General features: G+C 32.7%; 22 protein-coding genes. 15 read left to right on the top strand and 7 right to left on the bottom strand.

Features of this window, described 5'->3' with window-relative positions:
- Nucleotides 1-34 precede the first annotated feature (34 nt).
- Nucleotides 35-2089, top strand: coding sequence for a dihydrofolate reductase (locus Q0829_RS13645; RefSeq protein WP_298543801.1), 2055 nt, complete (start codon nucleotides 35-37; stop codon nucleotides 2087-2089).
- Between the two features lie 178 nt (nucleotides 2090-2267).
- On the opposite strand, the gene Q0829_RS13650 is transcribed toward Q0829_RS13645, so the two are convergent.
- The 4 genes from Q0829_RS13650 to Q0829_RS13665 form a co-directional block, all read right to left on the bottom strand.
- On the bottom strand, nucleotides 2268-2894 hold the full coding sequence (locus Q0829_RS13650; protein ID WP_298543803.1) for a response regulator transcription factor: 627 nt from the start codon (nucleotides 2892-2894) through the stop codon (nucleotides 2268-2270).
- Entirely contained in the window at nucleotides 2891-4711 is a 1821-nt protein-coding gene (locus Q0829_RS13655; protein ID WP_298543805.1) for a sensor histidine kinase, read from the bottom strand. Before Q0829_RS13655 ends, Q0829_RS13650 begins: the two co-directional genes overlap by 4 nt.
- Nucleotides 4712-4788: 77 nt before the next feature.
- Nucleotides 4789-5328: a hypothetical protein gene (locus tag Q0829_RS13660; RefSeq protein ID WP_298543807.1), complete on the bottom strand. Its 540-nt coding sequence runs from the start codon at nucleotides 5326-5328 to the stop codon at nucleotides 4789-4791.
- A gap of 185 nt (nucleotides 5329-5513) precedes the next feature.
- Entirely contained in the window at nucleotides 5514-5705 is a 192-nt protein-coding gene (locus Q0829_RS13665; protein ID WP_298543809.1) for a hypothetical protein, read from the bottom strand.
- 193 nt (nucleotides 5706-5898) lie between these two features.
- Between Q0829_RS13665 and Q0829_RS13670 the strand changes: the two genes are divergently transcribed.
- The gene (locus Q0829_RS13670) at nucleotides 5899-6285 is read left to right on the top strand and encodes a nucleoside triphosphate pyrophosphohydrolase family protein (RefSeq protein ID WP_298543812.1); all 387 of its coding nucleotides are present in this window, start codon (nucleotides 5899-5901) and stop codon (nucleotides 6283-6285) included.
- Between the two features lie 69 nt (nucleotides 6286-6354).
- Here the strand turns inward: Q0829_RS13670 and Q0829_RS13675 are convergent, their stop codons facing one another.
- A complete protein-coding gene (locus Q0829_RS13675; protein WP_298543815.1) occupies nucleotides 6355-7443 on the bottom strand; it encodes an endonuclease in 1089 nt (362 codons plus the stop codon).
- A 480-nt stretch (nucleotides 7444-7923) separates the two neighbouring features.
- A complete protein-coding gene (locus Q0829_RS13680; protein WP_298543819.1) occupies nucleotides 7924-8991 on the bottom strand; it encodes a branched-chain amino acid aminotransferase in 1068 nt (355 codons plus the stop codon).
- Between the two features lie 180 nt (nucleotides 8992-9171).
- On the opposite strand from Q0829_RS13680, the gene Q0829_RS13685 reads away from it, so the two are divergent.
- The 3 genes from Q0829_RS13685 (at nucleotide 9172) to Q0829_RS13695 (ending at nucleotide 11375) form a co-directional block, all read left to right on the top strand.
- Nucleotides 9172-9678: a DUF4920 domain-containing protein gene (locus tag Q0829_RS13685; protein WP_298543821.1), complete on the top strand. Its 507-nt coding sequence runs from the start codon at nucleotides 9172-9174 to the stop codon at nucleotides 9676-9678.
- On the top strand, nucleotides 9678-10364 hold the full coding sequence (mnmD, locus tag Q0829_RS13690; RefSeq protein WP_298543824.1) for a tRNA (5-methylaminomethyl-2-thiouridine)(34)-methyltransferase MnmD: 687 nt from the start codon (nucleotides 9678-9680) through the stop codon (nucleotides 10362-10364). The genes Q0829_RS13685 and mnmD overlap by 1 nt, the downstream gene beginning before the upstream one ends.
- 108 nt (nucleotides 10365-10472) lie before the next feature.
- On the top strand, nucleotides 10473-11375 hold the full coding sequence (locus Q0829_RS13695; RefSeq protein WP_298543826.1) for a TIGR01777 family oxidoreductase: 903 nt from the start codon (nucleotides 10473-10475) through the stop codon (nucleotides 11373-11375).
- Nucleotides 11376-11449: 74 nt separating this feature from the next.
- Here Q0829_RS13695 and Q0829_RS13700 read toward each other — a convergent pair whose 3' ends face one another.
- The gene (locus Q0829_RS13700) at nucleotides 11450-12121 is read right to left on the bottom strand and encodes a YceI family protein (protein ID WP_298543864.1); all 672 of its coding nucleotides are present in this window, start codon (nucleotides 12119-12121) and stop codon (nucleotides 11450-11452) included.
- 161 nt (nucleotides 12122-12282) lie between these two features.
- Here Q0829_RS13700 and Q0829_RS13705 point away from each other — a divergent pair, with 161 nt between their 5' ends.
- The 10 genes from Q0829_RS13705 (at nucleotide 12283) to Q0829_RS13750 (ending at nucleotide 22608) form a co-directional block, all read left to right on the top strand.
- A complete protein-coding gene (locus Q0829_RS13705) occupies nucleotides 12283-12825 on the top strand; it encodes a nucleotide exchange factor GrpE (RefSeq protein WP_298543867.1) in 543 nt (180 codons plus the stop codon).
- Nucleotides 12826-12834: 9 nt separating this feature from the next.
- Nucleotides 12835-13953 carry a molecular chaperone DnaJ gene (dnaJ, locus tag Q0829_RS13710; RefSeq protein ID WP_298543870.1) on the top strand — a complete coding sequence of 373 codons (1119 nt, stop codon included), beginning with the start codon at nucleotides 12835-12837 and terminating at the stop codon, nucleotides 13951-13953.
- A 339-nt stretch (nucleotides 13954-14292) separates the two neighbouring features.
- On the top strand, nucleotides 14293-15222 hold the full coding sequence (locus Q0829_RS13715) for an ATP-binding cassette domain-containing protein (RefSeq protein WP_298543873.1): 930 nt from the start codon (nucleotides 14293-14295) through the stop codon (nucleotides 15220-15222).
- On the top strand, nucleotides 15215-16516 hold the full coding sequence (locus tag Q0829_RS13720) for an ABC transporter permease (protein ID WP_298543876.1): 1302 nt from the start codon (nucleotides 15215-15217) through the stop codon (nucleotides 16514-16516). Before Q0829_RS13715 ends, Q0829_RS13720 begins: the two co-directional genes overlap by 8 nt.
- Before the next feature lies 1 nt (nucleotide 16517).
- On the top strand, nucleotides 16518-17414 hold the full coding sequence (locus Q0829_RS13725) for a mechanosensitive ion channel domain-containing protein (RefSeq protein ID WP_298543879.1): 897 nt from the start codon (nucleotides 16518-16520) through the stop codon (nucleotides 17412-17414).
- Nucleotides 17415-17439: 25 nt separating this feature from the next.
- Nucleotides 17440-18342: a DUF6268 family outer membrane beta-barrel protein gene (locus Q0829_RS13730; RefSeq protein ID WP_298543882.1), complete on the top strand. Its 903-nt coding sequence runs from the start codon at nucleotides 17440-17442 to the stop codon at nucleotides 18340-18342.
- On the top strand, nucleotides 18342-19505 hold the full coding sequence (locus tag Q0829_RS13735) for a sigma-54 dependent transcriptional regulator (RefSeq protein ID WP_298543884.1): 1164 nt from the start codon (nucleotides 18342-18344) through the stop codon (nucleotides 19503-19505). The genes Q0829_RS13730 and Q0829_RS13735 overlap by 1 nt, the downstream gene beginning before the upstream one ends.
- Nucleotides 19506-19553: 48 nt before the next feature.
- Nucleotides 19554-20075 (top strand): hypothetical protein, encoded by a 522-nt coding sequence (locus Q0829_RS13740; RefSeq protein WP_298543886.1) that lies wholly within the window; start codon nucleotides 19554-19556, stop codon nucleotides 20073-20075.
- 219 nt (nucleotides 20076-20294) lie between these two features.
- Nucleotides 20295-21173, top strand: a complete 879-nt coding sequence (locus tag Q0829_RS13745) for a PPK2 family polyphosphate kinase (RefSeq protein ID WP_298543889.1) — start codon at nucleotides 20295-20297, stop codon at nucleotides 21171-21173.
- Nucleotides 21174-21246: 73 nt separating this feature from the next.
- Nucleotides 21247-22608 carry a M20/M25/M40 family metallo-hydrolase gene (locus Q0829_RS13750; protein ID WP_298544385.1) on the top strand — a complete coding sequence of 454 codons (1362 nt, stop codon included), beginning with the start codon at nucleotides 21247-21249 and terminating at the stop codon, nucleotides 22606-22608.
- The last annotated feature ends 104 nt before the right edge of the window (nucleotides 22609-22712 follow it).

Below are 22712 nucleotides of genomic sequence, written 5' to 3' on the forward strand. Positions count from 1 at the left end.
CGTTACATTTGCTGAGAACAATAAACATAAACAAATGAAAATTAATCGTATAATATTTTTTATTGCTGTTAGTGCAATGCTGATAGCCTGTAAAAAAGATCCTAGTATTCAGGATCAAATTAATAAAGAGGAAACAAAGAAGGAAATAGTAGAAGAAGAAAAATTTGACTACAATGTAGAGCAGTTTGCAGATATTAAAGTATTGAGATATCAAATTCCTGGATGGGAAAACCTATCATTAAAAGAACAAAAGCTAGTATATTATCTCACACAAGCAGGTCTAAGTGGAAGAGATATTATGTGGGATCAAAATTATCGTCATAATCTTCAAATTCGTAAGGCACTAGAAAAAGTGTATACTTCATACGCTGGAGATAAGGCTAATACTGATTGGAAATCTTTTGATACATACCTTAAAAGAGTATGGTTTTCTAATGGAATTCATCACCATTATAGTAACGATAAGATTAAACCAGCATTTACAAAAGAATACTTGACTTCACTTTTAACAGAAACTAAAACAGAGTTATCTGAAGATGCTATTGATGTTATCTTTAATGAAGAAGATGCTAAAAAAGTAAATCAGGCAAAAGGCATTGACAATGTAGCGATGTCGGCAGTTAATTTTTACGGACCTGGAGTAACCAATAAAGATGTTGAATCTTTTTACGGTAAAATGAAATCCCCTGATCCTAAAAAACCATTATCATATGGTTTAAATTCTCAATTAGTAAAAGAAGATGGTGTTCTTAAAGAGAGAGTGTATAAATCAGGAGGACTATATGGTGCAGCAATCGATGAAATCATCAAATGGCTAGAAAAAGCACAAGGCGTTGCAGAAAATAAGGAGCAGGGAGACGCATTGGCGTTATTAATACAATATTATAAAACAGGTGATCTAAAAACCTGGGATGATTATAATGTAGCTTGGACTAAAGCAACAGAAGGGAATATTGATTACATCAATAGTTTTATAGAAGTGTATAATGATCCTCTTGGATACAGAGGTTCTTATGAAACGATTGTACAGATAAAAGATTTTGACATGTCTAAGAAAATGGCAGTTTTATCAGAAAACGCACAATGGTTTGAAGACAATTCTCCATTAATGGAAGAACACAAAAAAGATAGTGTAGTAGGAGTTACATATAAAGTTGTAACTGTTGCCGGAGAAGCTGGAGATGCTTCGCCAAGTACACCAATAGGAGTAAATCTTCCAAATGCGAACTGGATTAGAGCAGCTGTAGGATCTAAGTCGGTGTCATTGGGTAATATTATTGGAGCTTATAATAACGCAGGTAGCTCTGGTCGTCTTAAAGAATTTGTTCATGATGAAGAAGAATATGAATTAGAAAAAAAATATGGGCAATTAGGTGATAAGTTACATACAGCTTTACATGAGGTAGTAGGACACGCTTCCGGTCAATTAAATCCAGGAGTTGGGGAGACTAAAGAGACATTAAAGAATTATGCCTCTACGATGGAAGAAGGGCGTGCAGATTTAGTTGGTTTGTATTACTTAATGGATCCAAAATTACAAGAGTTAGGATTAGTGGAAGATTGGGAAAAAGTAGGGAAAGCTGCCTACGATGGGTATATCAGAAATGGATTAATGACTCAATTAATACGTCTTAATCTTGGTGATGATGTAGAAGAAGCACATATGCGTAATCGTCAGTGGGTGAGTGCTTGGGCTTTCGAGCAAGGAGCAAAAGAAAATGTAATAGAGAAAGTTGCCAGAGAAGGGAAAACATACTACAATATCAATGATTATCAGAAGCTACGTGAAATTTTTGGTCGTTTATTACGTGAAACGCAACGTATCAAATCTGAGGGAGATTTTAAAGCTGCAGAAGCATTAGTAGAAGGATATGGAGTAAAAGTAGATCAGGCAATTCATTCAGAAGTTCTAAAAAGGAATGAACAATTTACATCTGCTCCTTACAGTGGATTTGTAAACCCTGTTTTAGTTCCTGAAATGAATGAGAATGGCGAAATTACTAAGATCAAAGTAACACAACCTACAGATTTTGTAACTCAAATGTTAGAGTATAGTAAGACCTATGGATTCTTACCAGAAGTGAATTAGAAAGAATTAGAAACAATATTATATAGCCAGGATTTTATAAAATGAAATCCTGGTTTTTTTATACAAAAATAGTCGATTCAATTATTTGTTGATTTTCTCAAAACTACCCAACAATAAAACACAAAATAAAAATACCATAAAAGATAATTTCATTCTTCGTTATAAATAATAGTGACCTTTAAAAATCATACTTTTTTTCTATTGCATATCGAAGTAATTCTCCTTTTCCGTGAAGTCCTAGTTTACGAATAATGTTTTTACGATGTGTTTCTATAGTAGATACAGAGTTAAACCGAATGGCTGCAATTTCTGAAGAAGTTTTTCCTTGCCCGATAAGAGTTAGTATTTCTCTTTCGCTTTTAGATAAAACTGTTTTTTTAGCTTGTTGTTCGGTATCTTCAGAGAAAAAAGAAGGATCAATTGTTGCGTCAAAATAGGTATTTCCCTTCATTACTTCCTGAATAGCTGTAAGTACTTCTTCCAGCGGAGAGTTTTTAAGTAAATAGCCCGAAGCACCGGCAGCGATCATCTGCCTTACTGCATCTTCTTGATCAAACATAGAAAAAGCAATAATCTTAGTGTGAGGAAATTCTTTTTTAAGAATTTTGGTAGCGGCAATACCATCAATTTTCGGCATACGAATATCCATTAAGACTATTTTGGGTTGTTTTCTTCTTACAATGGCTAATAATTCTTCGCCATCATTAGCCATACCGACAATACTAATATCGTCTTCATATTTTAGTAATAAATGTATTCCATCGATTAAAGATTGGTGGTCTTCGGCTATAGCTACAGTGATCATATGGGTATATTTATGATGATGTTCGTTCCTTTGTCTATAGTAGAGTCAATCTCAAAAGTTCCTTCCATATGTTCTATACGTTTCTCGATACTTTTTAATCCCATTCCATCTTTTTCTGGTAGTATTTTGGCATTAAATCCTTTTCCATTGTCTTCTACAATAATGTTAAGTAGCGAATCGTGATTCGTAAGTGAGATATGGATTTCGGATGCATTTGCGTGTTTAATTGTATTTGTGATCAGCTCCTGTATAATTCTAAAGATAGAAATCTCTAATGTATTATCTAACCGCTCATCTAAACCATAATCCTGTATTTCGATTTTCAATTCGTTACCGTTGGAAGCTTTTTTTGCGAGATTTTTTATAGCTGGCAGCAATCCTTGTTTTGCCATTACACCGCTATTTTTTTCGTGAGCAATGGTTCGTACTTTCTGGTAAGCTTCATCGAGTAGACTATTTGTTTTACTATACAACTCCTCGATATTTTCTACTTTTGGATTGTCTCTATTGTTTTTTAGATGATCGAAATGTAATTTTACTGTGGCAAGTGTACTACCTAGATTATCGTGGAGATCATTTGCTAATCGTTGTCGTTCTTTTTCTTGCCCGGAGATCATCGCATCAATGGCAGAAAGTTCCTGTTCTTTCAGTAGTTTTTCTGTTTTTTGGATTTCGATTTCACGTTCTTGTTCTGCGATGTGTTGTTTGCGTTTGGTGTTCCTGTATATAAGAACAGTTATTATACTTCCTAAAAATAAAGAACCGCCTAGTCCTATAGCAATATTTTGATTACGTTTCTTTTTTTGTTGTTCTAGTAAGATTTGTTTTTCTTTTTCTGCTGTCTCAAATTTGGTTTGCGTGTAGCTAATATTTTCAGAATTAGTGAGATAGCTTAAGCTGTCATTAAGCGTATTTCTTTTTTTTAGATAAAAAAGTGCGCTATCGTATTTTTGTAAACCTTCAAAATTATTTGATATCCATTTAAATGTTAAAACCTTATTATAAAGTTTATCCTTTCTCAGTTTTGTTTTTAACGCTTCCTTTAAAATTTTTGATGAAATCTCATATTTTTTTTCTTGATTTAAAACAATACCAAGATTCGTCTTACTTGAAAATGATTCATCGTTTGTTAGAAAGAAATCATATTTATTATAAATCTCAACCGATTTTTGATGATTAAAATACGCACTGTCATATTTTTTTTCTATAATGTCAAAGTTCATTCCAATCATTCTATAATGTCTCGCTCTTAAGATATCGTAACTTTTTTTTCTCGGAATCGAATTTAGATTCTGTTTATAATTGTAAACTAGAGATTTTGTTGAATTATGAAATTGATAATTTAGTTTTAAAAAAATGTAATTGATTCTTTCGAATTTATCATATATGTTATCATTGTATGTTTTTAAGAAACTTGGATACAAGTATATGAGATGTTCATTCTGCGAAATCAAGACTAGGATTCTTTTAAGAATCTCACACGTTATGGTTTTATTCTTTTTTGATGAAGAAAGTACCAATGCTTTTTTGTATTTATTAAAAATTATAGAATCTTGTCCTATTAATTGATGACGAAGTAAATCAGCTTCTGACATTAAAAATAAAGCCCTAATATCAGAAGATGCTTTTTCGATTATATCGTGCTTTGGTAAACTAGTGTCAGTTTCTCCTTTTTCTAAAAGTTCAAGTTGAATTTTTAAAATTTTTTGTAAGGATGGGTCCTTTATTTTTTTTTCAGATAATATTATAGAAAGACGAGCTTTATCTAATGTTTTAAGTCCATATAAAAAATCATTAATAGAATTTTGTGAATACAAAAAAAAAGAACTTAAAAAAAATAAAAGGAATAACTTTAGTTTCATGAATTGATAAAGCTCTAATTTCTAACCTCTAGTTATAACTCCGTTACTAATTTAAACTGACAAGGTCTGCCATTTCTGGGAATCATATCTTCTTTTCCTTTTCGGTAGATATTTAAACCTTCCATATATTTCACAAAAGTATCTCTGTCCATACTAATATTACCTATCCTAAAAGTAATCTCATTTTTTATGATTTTTTTTGTTTCCCAAGTAACGATTTGATTGTTTTTTGTGAAATCTACTTCAATACTTTCGCATACTCCATCATTATCTATAATGCCAAGTGCAAATTCAAAATTACCATCGTTTGATATTCCAACTTCTCTAAATCCGAAATTTAATACCCCGAGCATAGGATACATAGTGAAAAAACCTTTTTTCAACTGAAGGCATCCATTATTAATTGGTCCACACTCAAAATGTGCTAGAATTGCAATGTTACTACCAAAAAGACTTTCTAAATGAAGTACTTGATATGCTTTTGCATTCTTTGAAGATAATTTAGGGTTAGGATCAATATGTAAACTAATATCACCATAAGCAGGTTCAAAACATTTTTTTTCTTCTGACATAAATTTTATTTTTAAGTTATTTAGTTTCTCCAAATCTCCCCAAAAAAACAAAAGTGTACCATACCCAATACACGGTATTTTTCTCTTTTCTAAGGAAACAAAACCCAAAAAAAGACTAAGCCAGATATCAAATGATATTGGTTGTAAAAACTATTATTTAATTGAAAACTAGGGGTATAGTTTTGTTACTCTGGTCGTAAATACGTTTTTAAGGCAAAAAGCAACAGAATAAAGATAATAAAACCGATGAGAATAAAAATACTGCCTTTGTAATATTTGCGATGTAGTTTCAGATCTTTACGGTAGCTAAATATCATTAAAATGATAAAAGCTACTACAAAACATCCTGCAAATATCAACTGACCCGTACTAAACATATTTTGTTATTTTTACGGCAAAGATAATCATACCAATTAGTATAGGATAACTCCTTAAATAAAAAATTAATTACACTTACTTTAAATCATTTCTCCTTTTGGGAGAAACAAGAATGAGGGAATTAAAACAAACGTGTAATTATTTTTTATTTCTTTACGGACATATTTTAATTGGTGCCAAAAAAACAAGTAAATGAAAGATAAAATAGCAGCGGTTCAAGAATTTCATACCGCTTTTGAGATAGGATATAAAAATGAACCAATTGCAGATTTAGGGGTTTCTAAAAACACCCTTCGTTTTAATCTAATGAAAGAAGAAAATGAAGAATATTTTGAGGCTGCTCAGAATAATGACCTTATAGAGGTAGCGGATGCATTAGGAGATATGCTCTATATTTTATGCGGTACGATTATCGAGCACGGAATGCAGCATAAAATAGAAGAAGTGTTTACAGAAATCCAGCGGAGTAATATGAGTAAGTTAGGAGAAAACGGTAAGCCGATCTATAGAGAAGATGGTAAAGTGCTAAAAGGCCCTAATTATTTTAAACCAAATATCAAGGAGATTTTGGATAGATAAAAATGTTTCTTATATAAACCAGTGACGTTATGCTAATGAATGTACGTTATAGCTAATGGTTATGAAGCTTTATTTTACTATAATTTTTTTAGCCATCGTATAATCGTTTGTAGTTAATTTTAATATATAAAGACCTTTTAATGCAGATAGATTTGTCGTGTTTTGTTCTTTATTAGCGTTAAAAGACAATACATTTTTTCCTAATGTATCATATATCGAAATTGTTGCTTCATTTGTTAATCCTTTTATAGTCAAGATATCTTGCACAGGGTTGGGGAATAAACGAATTGAAATTCCTTCGAGTTCAGGAGTACTTAATGTATTACCCCAAGTATCATTTGTGTTATTTCCCCAAAGATATTCAGCCAATTCTGGATGATCAATAAAGGGATTTCTGTTTTGTTGGTATGAATAATAGATAATATCATTTCTGTTACGTTCGAAATCATCTACAGGATCATCCCGATGCCATTGTAATAAAGTAGATTGCACTCCCAGGAAAGGAGTGTTATCACCGAGAGGGAGCACTGTTTCTGTTAATTCCAGGTCTACATAACCGTCCAATCCTTCATAACGAACGGCCATATAAAATAACATTCTAGCTACATCTCCTTTTACAGCATCTCTGGGTTCAAAAGAATATTCATTAACATCTCTTTTGGACCCAGTATCGTTTCCCCATTGATCTTCAACTGTTTCACAATTAGTACAATTATTAAAGGCTCTGTTATTTCGACTAATATTGGTAGTGATATCCTGAGGTCTTAATGCGTGTACGTCAGTTCCTGGTCCAATGTCAGTTCCAAAATCACCTCTAGATTTAGCCCAAACATGTTCTCGGATCCATCCGTTTGTATTAAAGGGATTAAATCTGTCATCACCATCCATACTTACTCCAGAATAGATCAGGATTACATTATCGGGATTGTTTGGGTCTTTGTCAGTCTCTTTTAAAATATCCCAAACATCTGTCTCAGAAGCTGTGTATGGAAATTCTCTGTGGTTATCAATGATCTGATTTAAACTAAATTTAAGATCTGCACCTCCCTGGTTAACTGCAGTGTCATAATAGTCATCAGGTATTTGAGCTAATGCAATTTGAAAAGAGCAAAGTAAAATGAAGGTGGAAAATTTATAAAATGATTGTGCTTTTTTCATTTTAATAGTTTTTTGGTTTAAAGAGCTATTGTTTTTGTAAACGTATTATTGATCATAAAGTATATGAATTGACATCAAATTTATAGTTTTAAATTCTATTTATCAGAATCATCTTCTGTAATGTTTTTGAAGTTATATTACATTATGATCTTGTGAAGTTAGTTAATATACTGGGATATATGGGGTATTTTATATGGTGCTATTATCGAGCAAGGAATGCAGTATAAAATAGAAGAAGTGTTTACAGAGATCCAGCGGAGTAATATGAGTAAATTGGGAGAAAAAGGCAAGCCAATCTATAGAGAAAAGGCAAGCCAACCTATAGAGAAGATGATAAAGTGCTAAAAGGTCCTAGATTACTTTAAACCAAATATTAAACAGATTCTTGATCGATAATGATACATTAAAAATGCCTCATGAAATCTGATGAGGCATTTTTGATATATCTAAATTCGTAATTTATCAATCTTAATTCAGTAATTATACTTTTACTCTCCATCCAAAAGGATCTTCAGCTTTATTATATTGCAAATTCATAAGCTCCTTTTTAAAATGAGAGGCGTAAGAGTTATCTTGTTTATCTAGTTCATAATGTTCTCCTTTATATCCAAAAGCTTTTACAGGACTTACCACAGCGGCTGTACCTGCTCCAAAAATTTCTTTTAAACTACCATTTTTAAAAGCTTCTACAATCTCACTTACTTTTATTGGTCTTACTTCTACATTATATCCTTGTCTTTCCGCCAATTTAATAAGACTTTTACGAGTGATTCCATCTAATATTCTATCACTTACAGGAGCAGTTAATAAAGTATCATGTATTCTAAAGAAAACATTCATGGTTCCAGCTTCTTCGACATATTCGTGCGTATTAGAATCTGTCCATATAATTTGTTGATAACCCTGCTCTTTCGCAAGTTTGGTTGGATAAAATTGACCTGCATAATTACCAGCAGCTTTTGCGTATCCAAAACCTCCACTAGCCGATCGACTAAATTTCTCTGCAACTAATACGCTAACATCTCCACTATAATAGGACTGCGCTGGAGAACAAATGATCATAAAACGATACTCATCTGCTTCTGATGCAGAAACACTGGCTTGCGTAGCAATAACAAAAGGTCTTATGTATAAGGAATTTCCAAAACCTGATTTAATCCATTCATTGTCTAATTTTAATAGAGTATTTAGTCCATCAAAAAAATACTCTTCAGGAAATTCTGGCATTGCCAAACGCTCCGCAGATTTATTAATTCTTTTGAAGTTTTCGTCAGGCCTAAATAAGAAAGTATCTCCCTGATCATCTTTATACGCTTTCATTCCTTCAAAAACTGCTTGTCCGTAATGAAATACTCGAGCAGACGGATCGAGTGTAAGAGGTCCATATGGGACAATTTTTGGTGTTTGCCATTCGCCATTGACATAATCACATATAAACATATGATCTGTAAAAACTTTACCAAAAGCTAAGTTTTCAAAATCTACTTGTCCAATTTTGGACTCATTTACTTTGGTGATTTCGATCTCTTGCGGAACTGCATTTCTCATCCGATAGTTATTTATAAGGTTGTGAAATTTTTTATGATCAACTATTGCACTTTTAATTATGTCTTAAAATTTATAAGATGCTTACAATAGTTAATATTTTAAACAAAAATACCCTTTTCTTATAAATTAAGAATTTTAAAAATGTTTAATTTTGCGAAACATCATTAATAATAATGTATTATGAAAAAAATAGCACTGTTTTTTGCGGGATTGTCATTTATGGTAGGTTGTAATTCTGGACAGAAAGAAAAAGAGTCTTTCTCAGTTAAAGATATAGCGCTAAGCGAATATGATAATTTTGGTGGAGAAGTTTCATCAGATGTTATCCTATATATGGATGCGATAGCAGAAAAGTATAAAAGCTTACATGAAGGTGATACGATCGATATTGCTTTTTCAAGTACGGTGAATGATGTTTGTAAAGCCAAAGGTTGTTGGATGAAAGTTGCTTTGAACAAAGAAGAAGAAACTATGGTTAAGTTTAAAAACTATGGTTTTTTCGTACCAAAAGATATTGAGAATGATACGATAATTGTGCAAGGAAAAGCATACGTTTCTGAGACTTCTGTGGATGAATTGCGTCACTTGGCTCAAGATGCCGGAAAATCTGAAGATGAAATAGCAGCAATCACTACTCCTAAGAAAACGTATTCCTTTATGGCAGATGGAGTTTTAGTAAAACAGTAATGAAAGAAAATTTAAAACGTGAGATTATTACGACTTCTGATGGTTCTACAACTATCCACTTTCCTGAATTAGACGAGCATTATCATTCTATACATGGAGCAATTAATGAAGCGAAGCACGTTTTTATCAAAAGTGGTTTTGATCATATTTTAGGTGCCAGAAATTTTCCTGAATTAAATATTCTGGAGATCGGTTTTGGAACAGGCTTAAATGCTTTTATTACCTATTTAGAAGCTTTAAGAATTAGCCAAAAGATTAATTATATTGGAGTAGAAGCGTATCCGGTTCCTTTGGATGAGATAAAATTTTTGAACTATGTTGATCAATTATCAGCACTAAACTACCAGACTGTTTTTGATAAAATGCACCAGTCTTCCTGGAATGATCGGACTATGATATCTTCTTCTTTTTTTCTTACGAAACGTAAACAGCTTTTTTTGGATATCGATGATAAAAATTGTTTTAATTTAATTTATTTTGATGCTTTTGGTGCAAGAGTGCAACCTGAGTTATGGAGCGTAGATATTTTCGAAAAAATGTATGAAGCACTAATGGATAAAGGAGTTTTAGTTACGTATTCCGCAAAAGGAAGTGTAAGACGAGCAATGCAAGAAGTCGGTTTTGTTGTAGAAAGACTTCCTGGTCCACCAGGCAAGAGAGAAATGCTAAGAGCAACAAAGAATTAAAGGGTATTTATACTTTTCTTGATCAATGATTTTAATATTTGTTAAACCTATAATAAAGAGGTAGGTTATGTTAAAAGTGGTTGGTATTTTGCACGAAATAACTCAACAATGAAAGTGTTAATTACTGGGGCGACCGGACTTATTGGTCAGGAAATTGTTAGACTATGTCATCAATCAAAAATTGATGTACATTATCTTACAACCAGTAAAAATAAACTTACTTCAGAAAAAAATTATAAAGGGTTCTACTGGAACCCCTCAGCAGCCGAAATAGATGTTAGATGTTTTGAGGATGTAGAGGTGATTATTAATCTTGTTGGGGCTTCGGTAGCCAAGCGCTGGACAAGAAAATATAAACAAGAGATTATCGATAGTCGTGTTGATACAGCTTCACTTATTTTAGAATCGCTTAAAAAAGTAAAACATTCTATTCGTCATATAGTATCTGCAAGTGCCATTGGGATTTATCCTGATTCTTTTCAGAATTATTATATGGAAGATTCCTCCCTGGAGGATACCGGATTCTTAGGAAAAGTGGTGAAAAAATGGGAAACAGCGGTTTACGAATTTAAAGCTCTAAATATTGAAGTGAGTATTCTGAGAATTGGATTAGTACTTTCTAATAAAGGTGGAGCATTTCCTAAGATAACGAATCCTATAAAACAAGGAATGGGTGCTGTTTTTGGTAATGGAAAACAGTGGCAGAGTTGGATACACGTAGAGGATTTGGCAAAAATGTTTATGTATGTGGTTCAGGAAGAGTTAACAGGTTTGTATAATGCAGTGGCACCCAATTCTGTTTCAAACGCTAAACTAACACACGTTATCGCTGATCACTTGACTAAAAAAATAATATTGCCTAATGTACCTAAGTTTATGATGAAGCTTGTTCTAGGAGATATGCATGTATTGTTGTTTAGCAGTCAGAGGGTGTGTAGTGATAAAATTTTGGAAACAGGTTTTCGATTTAAGCATGATAATATAACTCAAGCGATCGAAGATCTTATCTAATAGAATACATTATAAAATATAAAAAGGTCAACATTCTAAAATGCTGACCTTTTTATATATAAAAGTTTTTTACTTTAAGCTTTATTAGCTTTCAGGCTAACTTTTAACTCGATATCATCTAAGATAAACTTGTCACCTAAGTTTTCGAAAACGGATTTAGATCCATAATTCACACCCCAATCTGTACGATTTATAGTAAAAACTTCACTGTTTAATGTCATCGTATTTCCTTCTACAGAAGTTGATGCCGGAAAAGAAATATTTTTCTTAATCCCCTTAATAGTAAGATTACCATCAATAACTGTTTTTCCTTCTTTTTCAGAAATACCAGTTACTTCAAAAGACGCATTTGGAAATTTAGCTACATTGAAGAAATGGTCTTCTTTACCTTCTCCTTCTCCCTTAAGATGTCCTTCTAATCCAGCTTTTTGGTCACCTTCTAAGTCTGTTACATTAATTGAAGTCATATCAATTACGAATGATCCGCTTTGGATTTTTCCATCTTGCGTTTTTACTTTACCTTTTGCGATGCTGATCGTTCCTGTATGATTCTCTGTAGGTTTCTTTCCAACCCAGTCTATAGTACTAGCAGCATTGTCCACAATATAAGTTATTGCTTCTGCAGGTGCTTCTACTACCTCTTCCGCAGCAGTAGCTTCGGTTTCATTTTTTTTCTCGCCTTTACAAGAGCTTGCCGCTACTATAATTGCAGTAATGGCAAATAAGTTTATCAATTTGGTTTTCATAATAATTCTAGTTTATAGTTTTAAAAAGCCAAAATTATTTTTTTAGAAAATGAATACTCTTAAATATATACTAAAATATTCCTGTGACATTATGACATTTATTCAAAAATGGCAGTACTTTTGCATCTTCAAAAAAGAAACTTATAAAAGGTACTAGTTACATGAGTAAGAAAAATAAAAATACAGAAGATGTAAAGGATCAAGTAGAAGAAGTACTTGACAAAACTGTAGCGGAAACTGAAGTAGAAGAAGTAGATGTTGAAACACAGCTAAAAGAAGACTTAGAAAAAGAAAAAGATAAATTTTTAAGACTTTTTGCAGAATTTGAGAATTACAAAAAACGTACTTCTAAAGAGAGAATAGAATTATTTAAGACAGCGGGTCAGGATGTTATGCAATCTATGTTACCAGTATTAGATGATTTTGATCGTGCTATGAAAGAGATCGAAAAATCTGCTGATAAAGATTTGTTGAAAGGCGTTGAGCTAATTCATAACAAATTAAGAGAAACATTAAAGACTAAGGGATTGTCAGAAGTAGAAGTAGCTGCGGGCGATGTGTTTAATGCAGATGATCATGAAGCAATAACCCAAATACCAGCACCTAGTGATGAGTTAAAAGGGAAGATTGTAGATGTTATAGAAAAAGGATATAAATTAGGAGATAAAGTAATTCGCTTTCCTAAGGTAGTAACCGGACAATAAGATAAATAGATGAAAGAAGATTTTTATGATATTTTAGGCCTTAGTAAAAATGCTACAGAAGCCGAAATTAAAAAAGCATATCGTAAAAAAGCGATAGAGTATCATCCGGATAAAAATCCAGGAGATGCTTCGGCAGAGGAGAAATTTAAGAAGGCAGCAGAAGCATATGAAGTATTAAGCGATCCTGATAAAAAATCCAGATACGACCAATTTGGACATCAAGCTTTTGAAGGTGGTGGTGGTTTTGGTGGCGGTTTTGGCGGCGGCGGAATGAATATGGACGACATATTTAGTCAGTTTGGAGATATTTTTGGTGGCGGTGGTTTTGGCGGCGGTTTCGGCGGCGGCGGAAGACAACGTCGTGTAAAAGGAAGTAATCTACGTATACGTGTCAAACTTACATTAGAAGAGATTGCTAACGGAGTAGAGAAAAAAATCAAAGTAAAACGTAAGATTCAAGCTCCGGGAACTACTTATAAAACCTGTTCGACTTGTAACGGTAGTGGTCAGATGACTCGAATTACCAATACTATTCTAGGAAGAATGCAGACATCTACCACCTGTTCTACTTGTGGAGGAGCTGGACAGATTATAGATAAAAAACCTGCAGATGCAGATAGTCAAGGTCTAAAAGTATCTGAAGAAACAGTAAGTATAAAAATACCTGCTGGGGTAGAAGATGGTATGCAACTTAAAGTTTCTGGAAAAGGAAATGAAGCACCAGGTAATGGCGTGCCAGGTGATCTTTTAGTGGCAATAGAAGAGCAAGATCATCCAGAACTACAACGAGAAGGAGATAATCTTCATTATGATCTATATATCAGTTTTTCTGAAGCTGCATTAGGCGCATCAAGAGAGATTGATACCGTATCAGGAAAAGTACGTATTAAGATAGAAGAAGGTGTGCAAAGTGGTAAAATACTTAGATTAAGAGGTAAAGGAATCCCTAGCATTAATGGCTATGGAAAAGGAGATCTTTTAGTACATGTAAATGTATGGACACCTAAAACATTAAATAAAGAACAAAAAGAGTTTTTCGAAAGAATGGCTCAGGACGATCATTTCAAACCTAGTCCAGATAGTAAAGACAAATCATTTTTTGAAAAAGTAAAAGACATGTTTTCATAATAATAAGAATGACACTATTATAAGCAGAATCATTTTTAAATGCTGATTTTTGTTTAATAAAAATTCGTATATTTGAAACATCACTAGCGCATTTAGTGATAATTTTTCTTTTTCATAGCAATTTTTTTCCCATCCTTAATACTTGTATTCAGGGTGGGTTTTGTTTTTTATAGAATTAAAGTTTTATGAATAGGTTGAATATTGATTGCGCCATCATTATATAGATTAAATGTTATTAGTATCTAATTATCTGTTTAAGTAACGCTATTTATTTCATTTCATTAATATTTTGACTTACTTAGCATAGTTTTTTAATCTCAGAATAAATTACATTTCTATATGACCAATCTTTTGGAGGTACAGCAAGCGACAAAACAGTTTGGAGAATTTATAGCTCTAAACAATGTTTCTATTAAAGTACCAAAAGGAAGTATTTTTGGATTACTAGGCCCTAACGGAGCTGGTAAAACAACTTTGATAAGAATAATTAATCAAATTACACTTCCTGATACGGGAAATGTATTTCTTGATGGAGCGCCATTACAACCTCACCATATTAAGGATATAGGATACCTGCCAGAAGAAAGGGGATTATATAAATCTATGAGAGTGGGTGAACAAGCGTTATACCTTGCTCAACTTAAGGGGTTAAGCAAAAAAGAAGCTAAAGAGCGACTAAAATATTGGTTTGATAAATTTGATATATCACATTGGTGGGATAAGAAAATACAAGAACTCTCTAAAGGGATGGCACAGAAGGTGCAATTTATTGTAACGGTATTGCATAAACCAAAGCTGTTGATATTTGATGAGCCTTTTAGCGGGTTTGATCCTATTAATGCAAATGTAATTAAAGACGAAATTCTTCAGTTACGAGATGAAGGTGCTACCGTAATTTTCTCTACTCATCGTATGGAAAGCGTTGAAGAATTGTGTGATCATATGGCACTGATCAATAAATCCAATAAAATATTGGAAGGAAAAGTATCCGACATTAAAAAAGAATACAAAGCAAATATATTTGAAGTAGGATTATTGTCAGAAAATAATGGGGAATTAAAAGAAGCTTTGCAAAATAAGTTTATAACTGAACCCGCGGATTTTAAGACAATAGAAGATCAACTAAAACTGAAAATATCTTTGGATAAAGATACTTCTTCTAATGATTTACTTCGATATTTATCGGAAAGAGCGCAAGTTGTTCGATTTAACGAAGTGATACCAAGCGTAAACGAAATATTCATTAAAACAATTACAGAAAATGAGTAGTAATTTACAGTTAATCATAAAGAGAGAGTTTATATCTCGTGTGCGTAATAGAACTTTTGTGGTGATGACATTTCTTAGTCCATTAATTGTTGTCGGAATGATTGGATTAATAGCTTGGTTAACTACTATTAATAATGACGAAGTTAAGAAAGTCGCTTTTATCGATGAAACGGAATTGTTTGCTGTAGATCTTAAGAATACTGATGAGGTACAATACATTAATTATAGTAATTATGATATCGAGGTCGCAAAGGATTCTGTGATTTCTAAAAAACTATATGGGTTACTGTATATACCTAAGAAATCAACGAACAAAGAGCTTTCAGAATCTATTCAGTTTTATGCAGAAGAATCACCGAATTTTTCAGTACTGAATACCATTGAAAGAATTATAGCAAATAAACTAACAAATCAAAACTATAAAGCAGAAGGTCTTGATTTAGAAACGATAGAAAATTCTAAAGCAAGAATTAATATTCAGATAGAAAATTTTTCAGGAGAGAAAACTTCTAAAATGTCTAATTATGTAAAAATGGCATTTGGAGGATTAGCAGGCTATTTATTAATGATGTTTATCATTATTTATGGAAATATGGTGATGCGATCAGTAATAGAGGAAAAAACAAACCGTATTATAGAGATCATAATTTCCTCAGTTAAACCTATGCAATTGATGTTGGGTAAAATTTTAGGTACTTCTTTTGCTGGAATTCTACAATTTCTTATTTGGTTAATTTTAGGAGGTGTTCTTCTTTTGATTGCTACCTCTTTATTTGGAATGGATCCCCAACCTGTAGGGGTAGATCCATCTATTGCGTTACAAGAAAATAATCCAGAAGAGATACAACTTCTGATTCAGGATATCCTAAAACTTCCATTATTAGCTTTAGTATTTTCTTTCTTTGTATATTTTATCGGAGGATACTTTTTATATAGTTCTATATATGCAGCTATAGGCGCAGCGGTAGATAGTGAAACAGATTCACAACAGTTTATGTTACCTATTTTATTACCTTTAATGTTAGGGATTTATGTTGGTTTTTTTGCTGTGATAGAAAATCCACACGGAACTGTTTCTACAATTTTTTCTATGATTCCTCTTACATCTCCTATTGTTATGTTAATGCGAATACCATTTGGAGTTCCTTGGTGGGAGATTTTGATTTCTATAGTATTACTGATGAGTAGTATTATTTTTATGGTGTGGTTTGCTGGTAAAATCTATAGAATTGGTATATTGATGTATGGCAAAAAACCAAGCTATAAAGAATTATTTAAGTGGCTAAAGTATTAATATGATCCAAGAGGAGATTACAGAACAGGTTAAAGAAGTGATCCAGGAAGATGTTTGGGGCAACATCAAAAAGTTTTTGGATTATGAAATTTTTCATTTCGGACCAGATGATCACTCGATTATACTGACTGTTGGTCTGCTACTTTTTGTGATTTTTATTCTTATTGTTACTACAATATCTTTAAGATTTATTCGAAAAATTGTTACAAGAAAATTACAAAATGAGGATAAATTGAAATTTGAATCGGTTTTTTCCTTTTCGAAGTATTTCATTTATATTATTGTTATTCTGATCACTCTTGATAGTATTGGATTCAATATCACGGCTATTTTTGCCGCTTCTGCAGCATTATTGGTTGGGGTTGGTTTAGCATTGCAGACACTTATTCAGGATGTTATTTCTGGAATTTTTATTCTTATTGACCAAACAGTTCATGTAGGAGATATTATTGAACTAGATGGTAAGGTTGGTAGAGTAGAAGAAATTAAATTAAGAACCACACGAGCAGTAACTATTGATAATAAAGTACTGGTTATACCTAATCATAAATATCTTACTTCTACCTTATATAATTGGACTCAAAATGGATCTATTACTAGAGAATCGGTTGAGATTGGAGTTGCATACGGTAGTGATGTAAATCTTGTGAAAGATATACTGATTAAAATAGCAATGGATAATGAGAAGATTCTAAAAACTCCTGAACCATTAGTATTGTTTACTAATTTTGGAGACAGTTCATTAAACTTTAAGCTCGTTTTTACAATGAATGATAGTTTTCAGGCTGGGATTCCAAAAAGTGAAATAAGATTTGAGATTGATCGTTTGTTTAGAGAGAATAAGATAAATATACCTTTCCCTCAACGGGAAATCACTATCTTAAATCCAAAAGAATAGTATTAAAGCCCCTAGATAATTAAAAATGAATAATAAGAACCTGCTGATGATTTGTATTTCGATCTGTTGTGTTATCGGCACAGTAAGATCGCAGGATACGAATTTAGCAAGGGCAGAATATGTATATATACCTCAGTCAAAAAGCGACAATGTATATAGCGGTTTTAGATTTTCAGGAAATTATCCTTTTAAAATGAATGACCGCGGAACGTACCTTGTTATGTCTTTTCAGTATAGATTAAACAATTTGCAACTTAATGATGATACGATTATTGTTGATAAAGAAGGTTTACAGGATTTTCATACTATAGGTTTTGAATTAGGATATACCTACAAAATGAAAAACAATTGGAGATTTGGAGCTAAGTTAGGTACAAGGCTCTCATCCAATTTAGAAGGTTCTGGAATAGATGGAGACGATTTTAGGTATGCAGGATCTGTATATTTTGTAAAAAGTTATGGTGAAAAAACATCACCTAAAACAGCAAGATTAGTTTTAGGACTGAGATATGCTTCTCCGGCAAGTATTAATTTTCCATTGCCTATTATTAATTATACTAAAAGATTTCATCCTAGCTGGTCGTATGCTTTAGGTACACCAAAAACCAGCATTAAGTATTTTTTTAACGAAACAAATACTTTACAAGCGTTTATAGGATTAGATCGGTTTTATGGTAATATACAGAATAACAGAGCGTTTGTTGATGAAAACGGAGATACTAAAGTAGCAGAAAATGCATCTATGTTAATTATCAACAGTGCTTTGGGATACGAATATTATTTTACGGAACACTTATTGTTCTTTACATACGCAGGATATACATTAAGTAATGAAATCCGCTTGCGAGATAAAAATCAAGAAAACGTTCTGGTTCTTAACGATAGAAACACATTTTATCTGCGAGGTGGAATTAAATTAAAATTATAATGGCGAAAATATTAGTTATAGAGGACGAAGCAGCAATCAGAAGAGTACTGGTTAAAATATTATCAGAAGAAAGTGATAAGTATGAAGTTTTTGAGGCTGAGGATGGACTAGTAGGAATTGAAAAAATCAAGAATGATGATTATGATTTGGTATTATGTGATATCAAAATGCCTAAGATGGATGGAGTAGAAGTATTAGAGGCTGCAAAAAAAATCAAACCAGAAATACCTATGGTTATGATTTCCGGACACGGGGATTTAGATACAGCGGTCAATACAATGCGATTAGGAGCCTTTGATTATATTTCCAAGCCACCTGATCTTAATCGTCTGTTAAATACGGTTAGAAATGCTTTGGATAGAAAAGAACTCGTAGTAGAAAATAAAATGCTGAAGAAGAAAGTCTCTAAAAATTATGAGATGATCGGTGAGTCTGATGCGATTTCGGATATTAAAAATATTATTGAAAAAGTGGCAGCTACCGATGCCAGGGTTTTAATTACCGGACCAAATGGAACTGGAAAAGAATTAGTGGCTCACTGGATACATCAAAAAAGTGATAGATCCAAAGGTCCAATGATAGAAGTAAACTGTGCAGCAATTCCAGGAGAATTAATCGAAAGTGAATTATTTGGACATGTAAAAGGAGCGTTTACATCAGCAAATAAAGATCGAGCAGGTAAGTTTGAGGCAGCTAACGGAGGCACTATATTTCTGGATGAGATAGGAGATATGAGTCTTTCTGCACAAGCTAAAGTACTAAGGGCATTGCAAGAGAATAAAATCCAACGAGTAGGTAGTGACAAGGATATTAAGGTAAATGTTCGGGTAGTGGCTGCAACTAATAAAGATCTTAAAAAGGAAATAGCTGACAATAAATTTAGAGAAGATTTGTATCATAGACTTGCAGTTATTTTGATTAAAGTACCTGCATTAAATGACCGTAGAGAAGATATTCCTTTATTGGTAGATTATTTTACAAAGAAAATATCTGGTGAGCAAGGTTCACCAGTAAAGACATTTTCGGATAAAGCAGTTAAACAATTACAACAATATGATTGGACTGGTAATATTAGAGAATTAAGAAATGTTGTAGAACGTCTTATCATCCTTGGAGGCAAAGAGGTGAGCGAAGAGGATGTTAAACTTTTTGCGGCTAAGTAAGAAGAATCATTATCTTGCGACCTATCTCTAAAATATATTTGCCCCAAAATGAAGAGAATTTTATTTGTCATCATATCATTCTGCCTTTCGTTTACAGCGAATGCGCAATATGAACCAAGTGCTATAAATTATGGTCTAGTAGCTATCAAGAGTTTTGGTACTGTTGAGGAAGTTGGTTTAGGAGCTAGAATAGAATATGCTTCCAATTGTTATACAACTTTTATAGGAGAATATAATCGACTATTTTCTATAGGGTCAGATCAAGAAGTAGAAGGATATAATGAGCTTGCTCTGGGAGTGAATTTAATTTTGTTTAATTGGTATCCTACGACAATAACCGCCGGATTTGGTTACATAGGAAATGATTCAAGTGTTTTTGAAGAAATTGAAGATGATGCGTTAATTGCTTTTAGAACAGGTGATTTTAATCACGGAGCCCAAATCAAGATAAGAGCTTTGCATCAAATATCTGTTCCTGTTCATATTTTTGCAGAATTTAATATTAAAAGTCTAGGAAGACAATACGATACATTCCTTATCGGATTTAGTTATGATTTTGACGCAAGATAAGTAGTTCATGCCCCTAGTCTTTAAATAGATAGTTTTTGTGAAAATTCTATTAATTCCTATAATGATGTCTTTCTAAAATCCTAAAACATGAACGGTCGATTTTTTAGTTTAGAACCTTTTATTGGTATTAATCATACATATTCTTTTCTTCCTTAACACATTTCTTTTTTGACCAATCTAAAACTTTAGTATCTTACCAGAGATAATACAGATTATATTATGAATAAAATAAATCACGAAGATTTCAGAGTTTCTCATCCAATAGAATTATCAAAGATCCCAACTACATATGATCTTGGTGAGAGTGAGAAAAAAGTCGAAAAAGAACTGGAAAAGGTCAGAGAAAAATTAGGTCAATTTCAGGATACTATATATGCACACGATAAGTATGCAATTTTGATCTGTTTACAAGGGATGGATACCGCCGGAAAAGATAGTCTTATTCGTGAGGTCTTTAAAGATTTTAATACAAGAGGTATTGTCGTTCATAGTTTTAAAGTGCCTACAGATTTAGAACTAGGACACGATTACTTATGGAGACATTATATTGCGTTGCCACAACGAGGTAGATTTTCTGTCTTTAATAGAACACATTATGAAAATGTGTTGGTAACAAGAGTACATCCAGAATATATTATAGGAGAAAAGCTTCCAAGTGTTACTTCAGTTGAAGATATTGATGATGCATTTTGGGAAAAACGTTTTGAACAAATTAGAAATTTTGAAAAGCACATAGCAGAAAACGGAACTTTAATTTATAAGTTTTATTTGCATTTGTCAAAAGATGAACAAAAGAATAGATTGCTTCGTAGGTTAGAGAAAAAAGAGAAAAACTGGAAATTTTCTTCAGGAGATCTTAAAGAAAGAAAATTGTGGGATAAATATCAATCTTGTTATCAAGATGCAATAAATAAAACATCATTACCTCATGCACCTTGGTATGTAATTCCAGCGGACAATAAGCCTGCTGCCAGATATATTGTTGCAAAAACACTATATGATACGTTAAGGAAGTATGATGATATCAGAGAACCAGAATTAGATGAGGAAACGAAATCTAATATAGAATTATATAAACAACAGTTAGAAAACGAATAAAGAGTACCACTATTAGGTAATTAAATAATATTATACCCATACTTCTGTGAAAAACGTAACCCTTATTATTAGCTTGTTTTTTTCTTTTATCTCATTTAGCCAGGTAGATACTGCTAAAGAAGATTCTACAGCGATTAGAAATTTTTACAATACTTCATTATTAAAAGGTAAAAGTTATGCTTGGTTAGATCATTTGTCTAATCAGATCGGAGCTAGGTTGTCTGGTTCATTAAATGCTCAGAAAGCCGTAGAATGGGCAGAAAAGGAATTAAAAGAAGTAGGAGTTGACAAGGTTTGGTTACAGTCCGTTATGGTACCAAAGTGGACTAGAGGAGTAACAGAGTTTGCTTATATTGAGACAGAACCGGGTGAAACAACTAATGTACCTATTTGCGCACTTGGAGGCTCAGTTCCAACTTCAATTGGTGGAGTAAAAGCAGAAATTGTGGAAGTAAAAGGGCTAGAAGATCTTCGTAAACTGGGAACCAGTCAAATAGAAGGTAAAATTGTATTTTATAATCGTCCGATGCAAGCGGATCTAATAAATACTTTTGAAGCATATGGTGGATGTGTGGATCAAAGATATTCTGGAGCTGCAGAGGCAGCAAAATTTGGAGCGGTTGGTGTAATTGTACGTTCTATGAACCTAAGGTTAGATGATTTTCCACATACAGGTACTATGAGTTATGGGAACTTAACTAATTTAGAGAAAATCCCCGCAGCTGCAATCAGTACAAATGGTGCAGAATTATTGCACTCCATGTTAACATTGAATCCAAAGATTAAGTTTCTAATGAATATGAATTGTCGTAGTTGGAAAGATGTAGAATCTTTTAATGTAGTTGGCGAAATTAAAGGAAGTGAATTTCCAGATGAGTATATGGTAGTAGGAGGACATCTTGATTCGTGGGATTTAGGCGATGGTTCACACGATGATGGTGCTGGAGTAGTTCAATCTATGGAAGTACTAAGATTGTTTAAAGAAGCAGGATACAAACCAAAGAGATCTATTCGAGTTGTCTTATTTATGAATGAAGAAAACGGATTACGAGGAGGCAAAAAATATGCGGAAATTGCTAAAAACAAAAGGGAGAATCATGTTTTCGCTTTAGAAAGTGATGCAGGTGGTTTTACGCCTAGAGGTTTTTCGTTTGATTGTAGCGATGCAAATTTCTCTCAAGTTCAAAATTGGAAATCACTATTCGAACCTTATTTAATTCATTATTTCTCTAAGGGTGGTAGTGGGGCCGATATTGGTCCTCTTAAAAAGAATGGAATAGTTCTGGCAGGATTACGCCCTGATTCTCAGCGTTATTTTGATTATCACCATGCTAAGAATGATACCTTTGATGCAATTAATAAACGTGAGTTAGAACTCGGTGCAGCCACTATGGCAAGTTTAGTATATCTTTTCGATAAATACGGAGTGAAATAAAAGAATAAAGGTGTTACTCTTCTTTATCATTAAAATCAATTAAAATAATTGCTTATTAGCTTGCTTACTATTTATTCTTTAATCGTATAATTAGGAGAATTTTA

Source organism: uncultured Aquimarina sp., assembly GCF_947492405.1.
Lineage (GTDB): Bacteria > Bacteroidota > Bacteroidia > Flavobacteriales > Flavobacteriaceae > Aquimarina.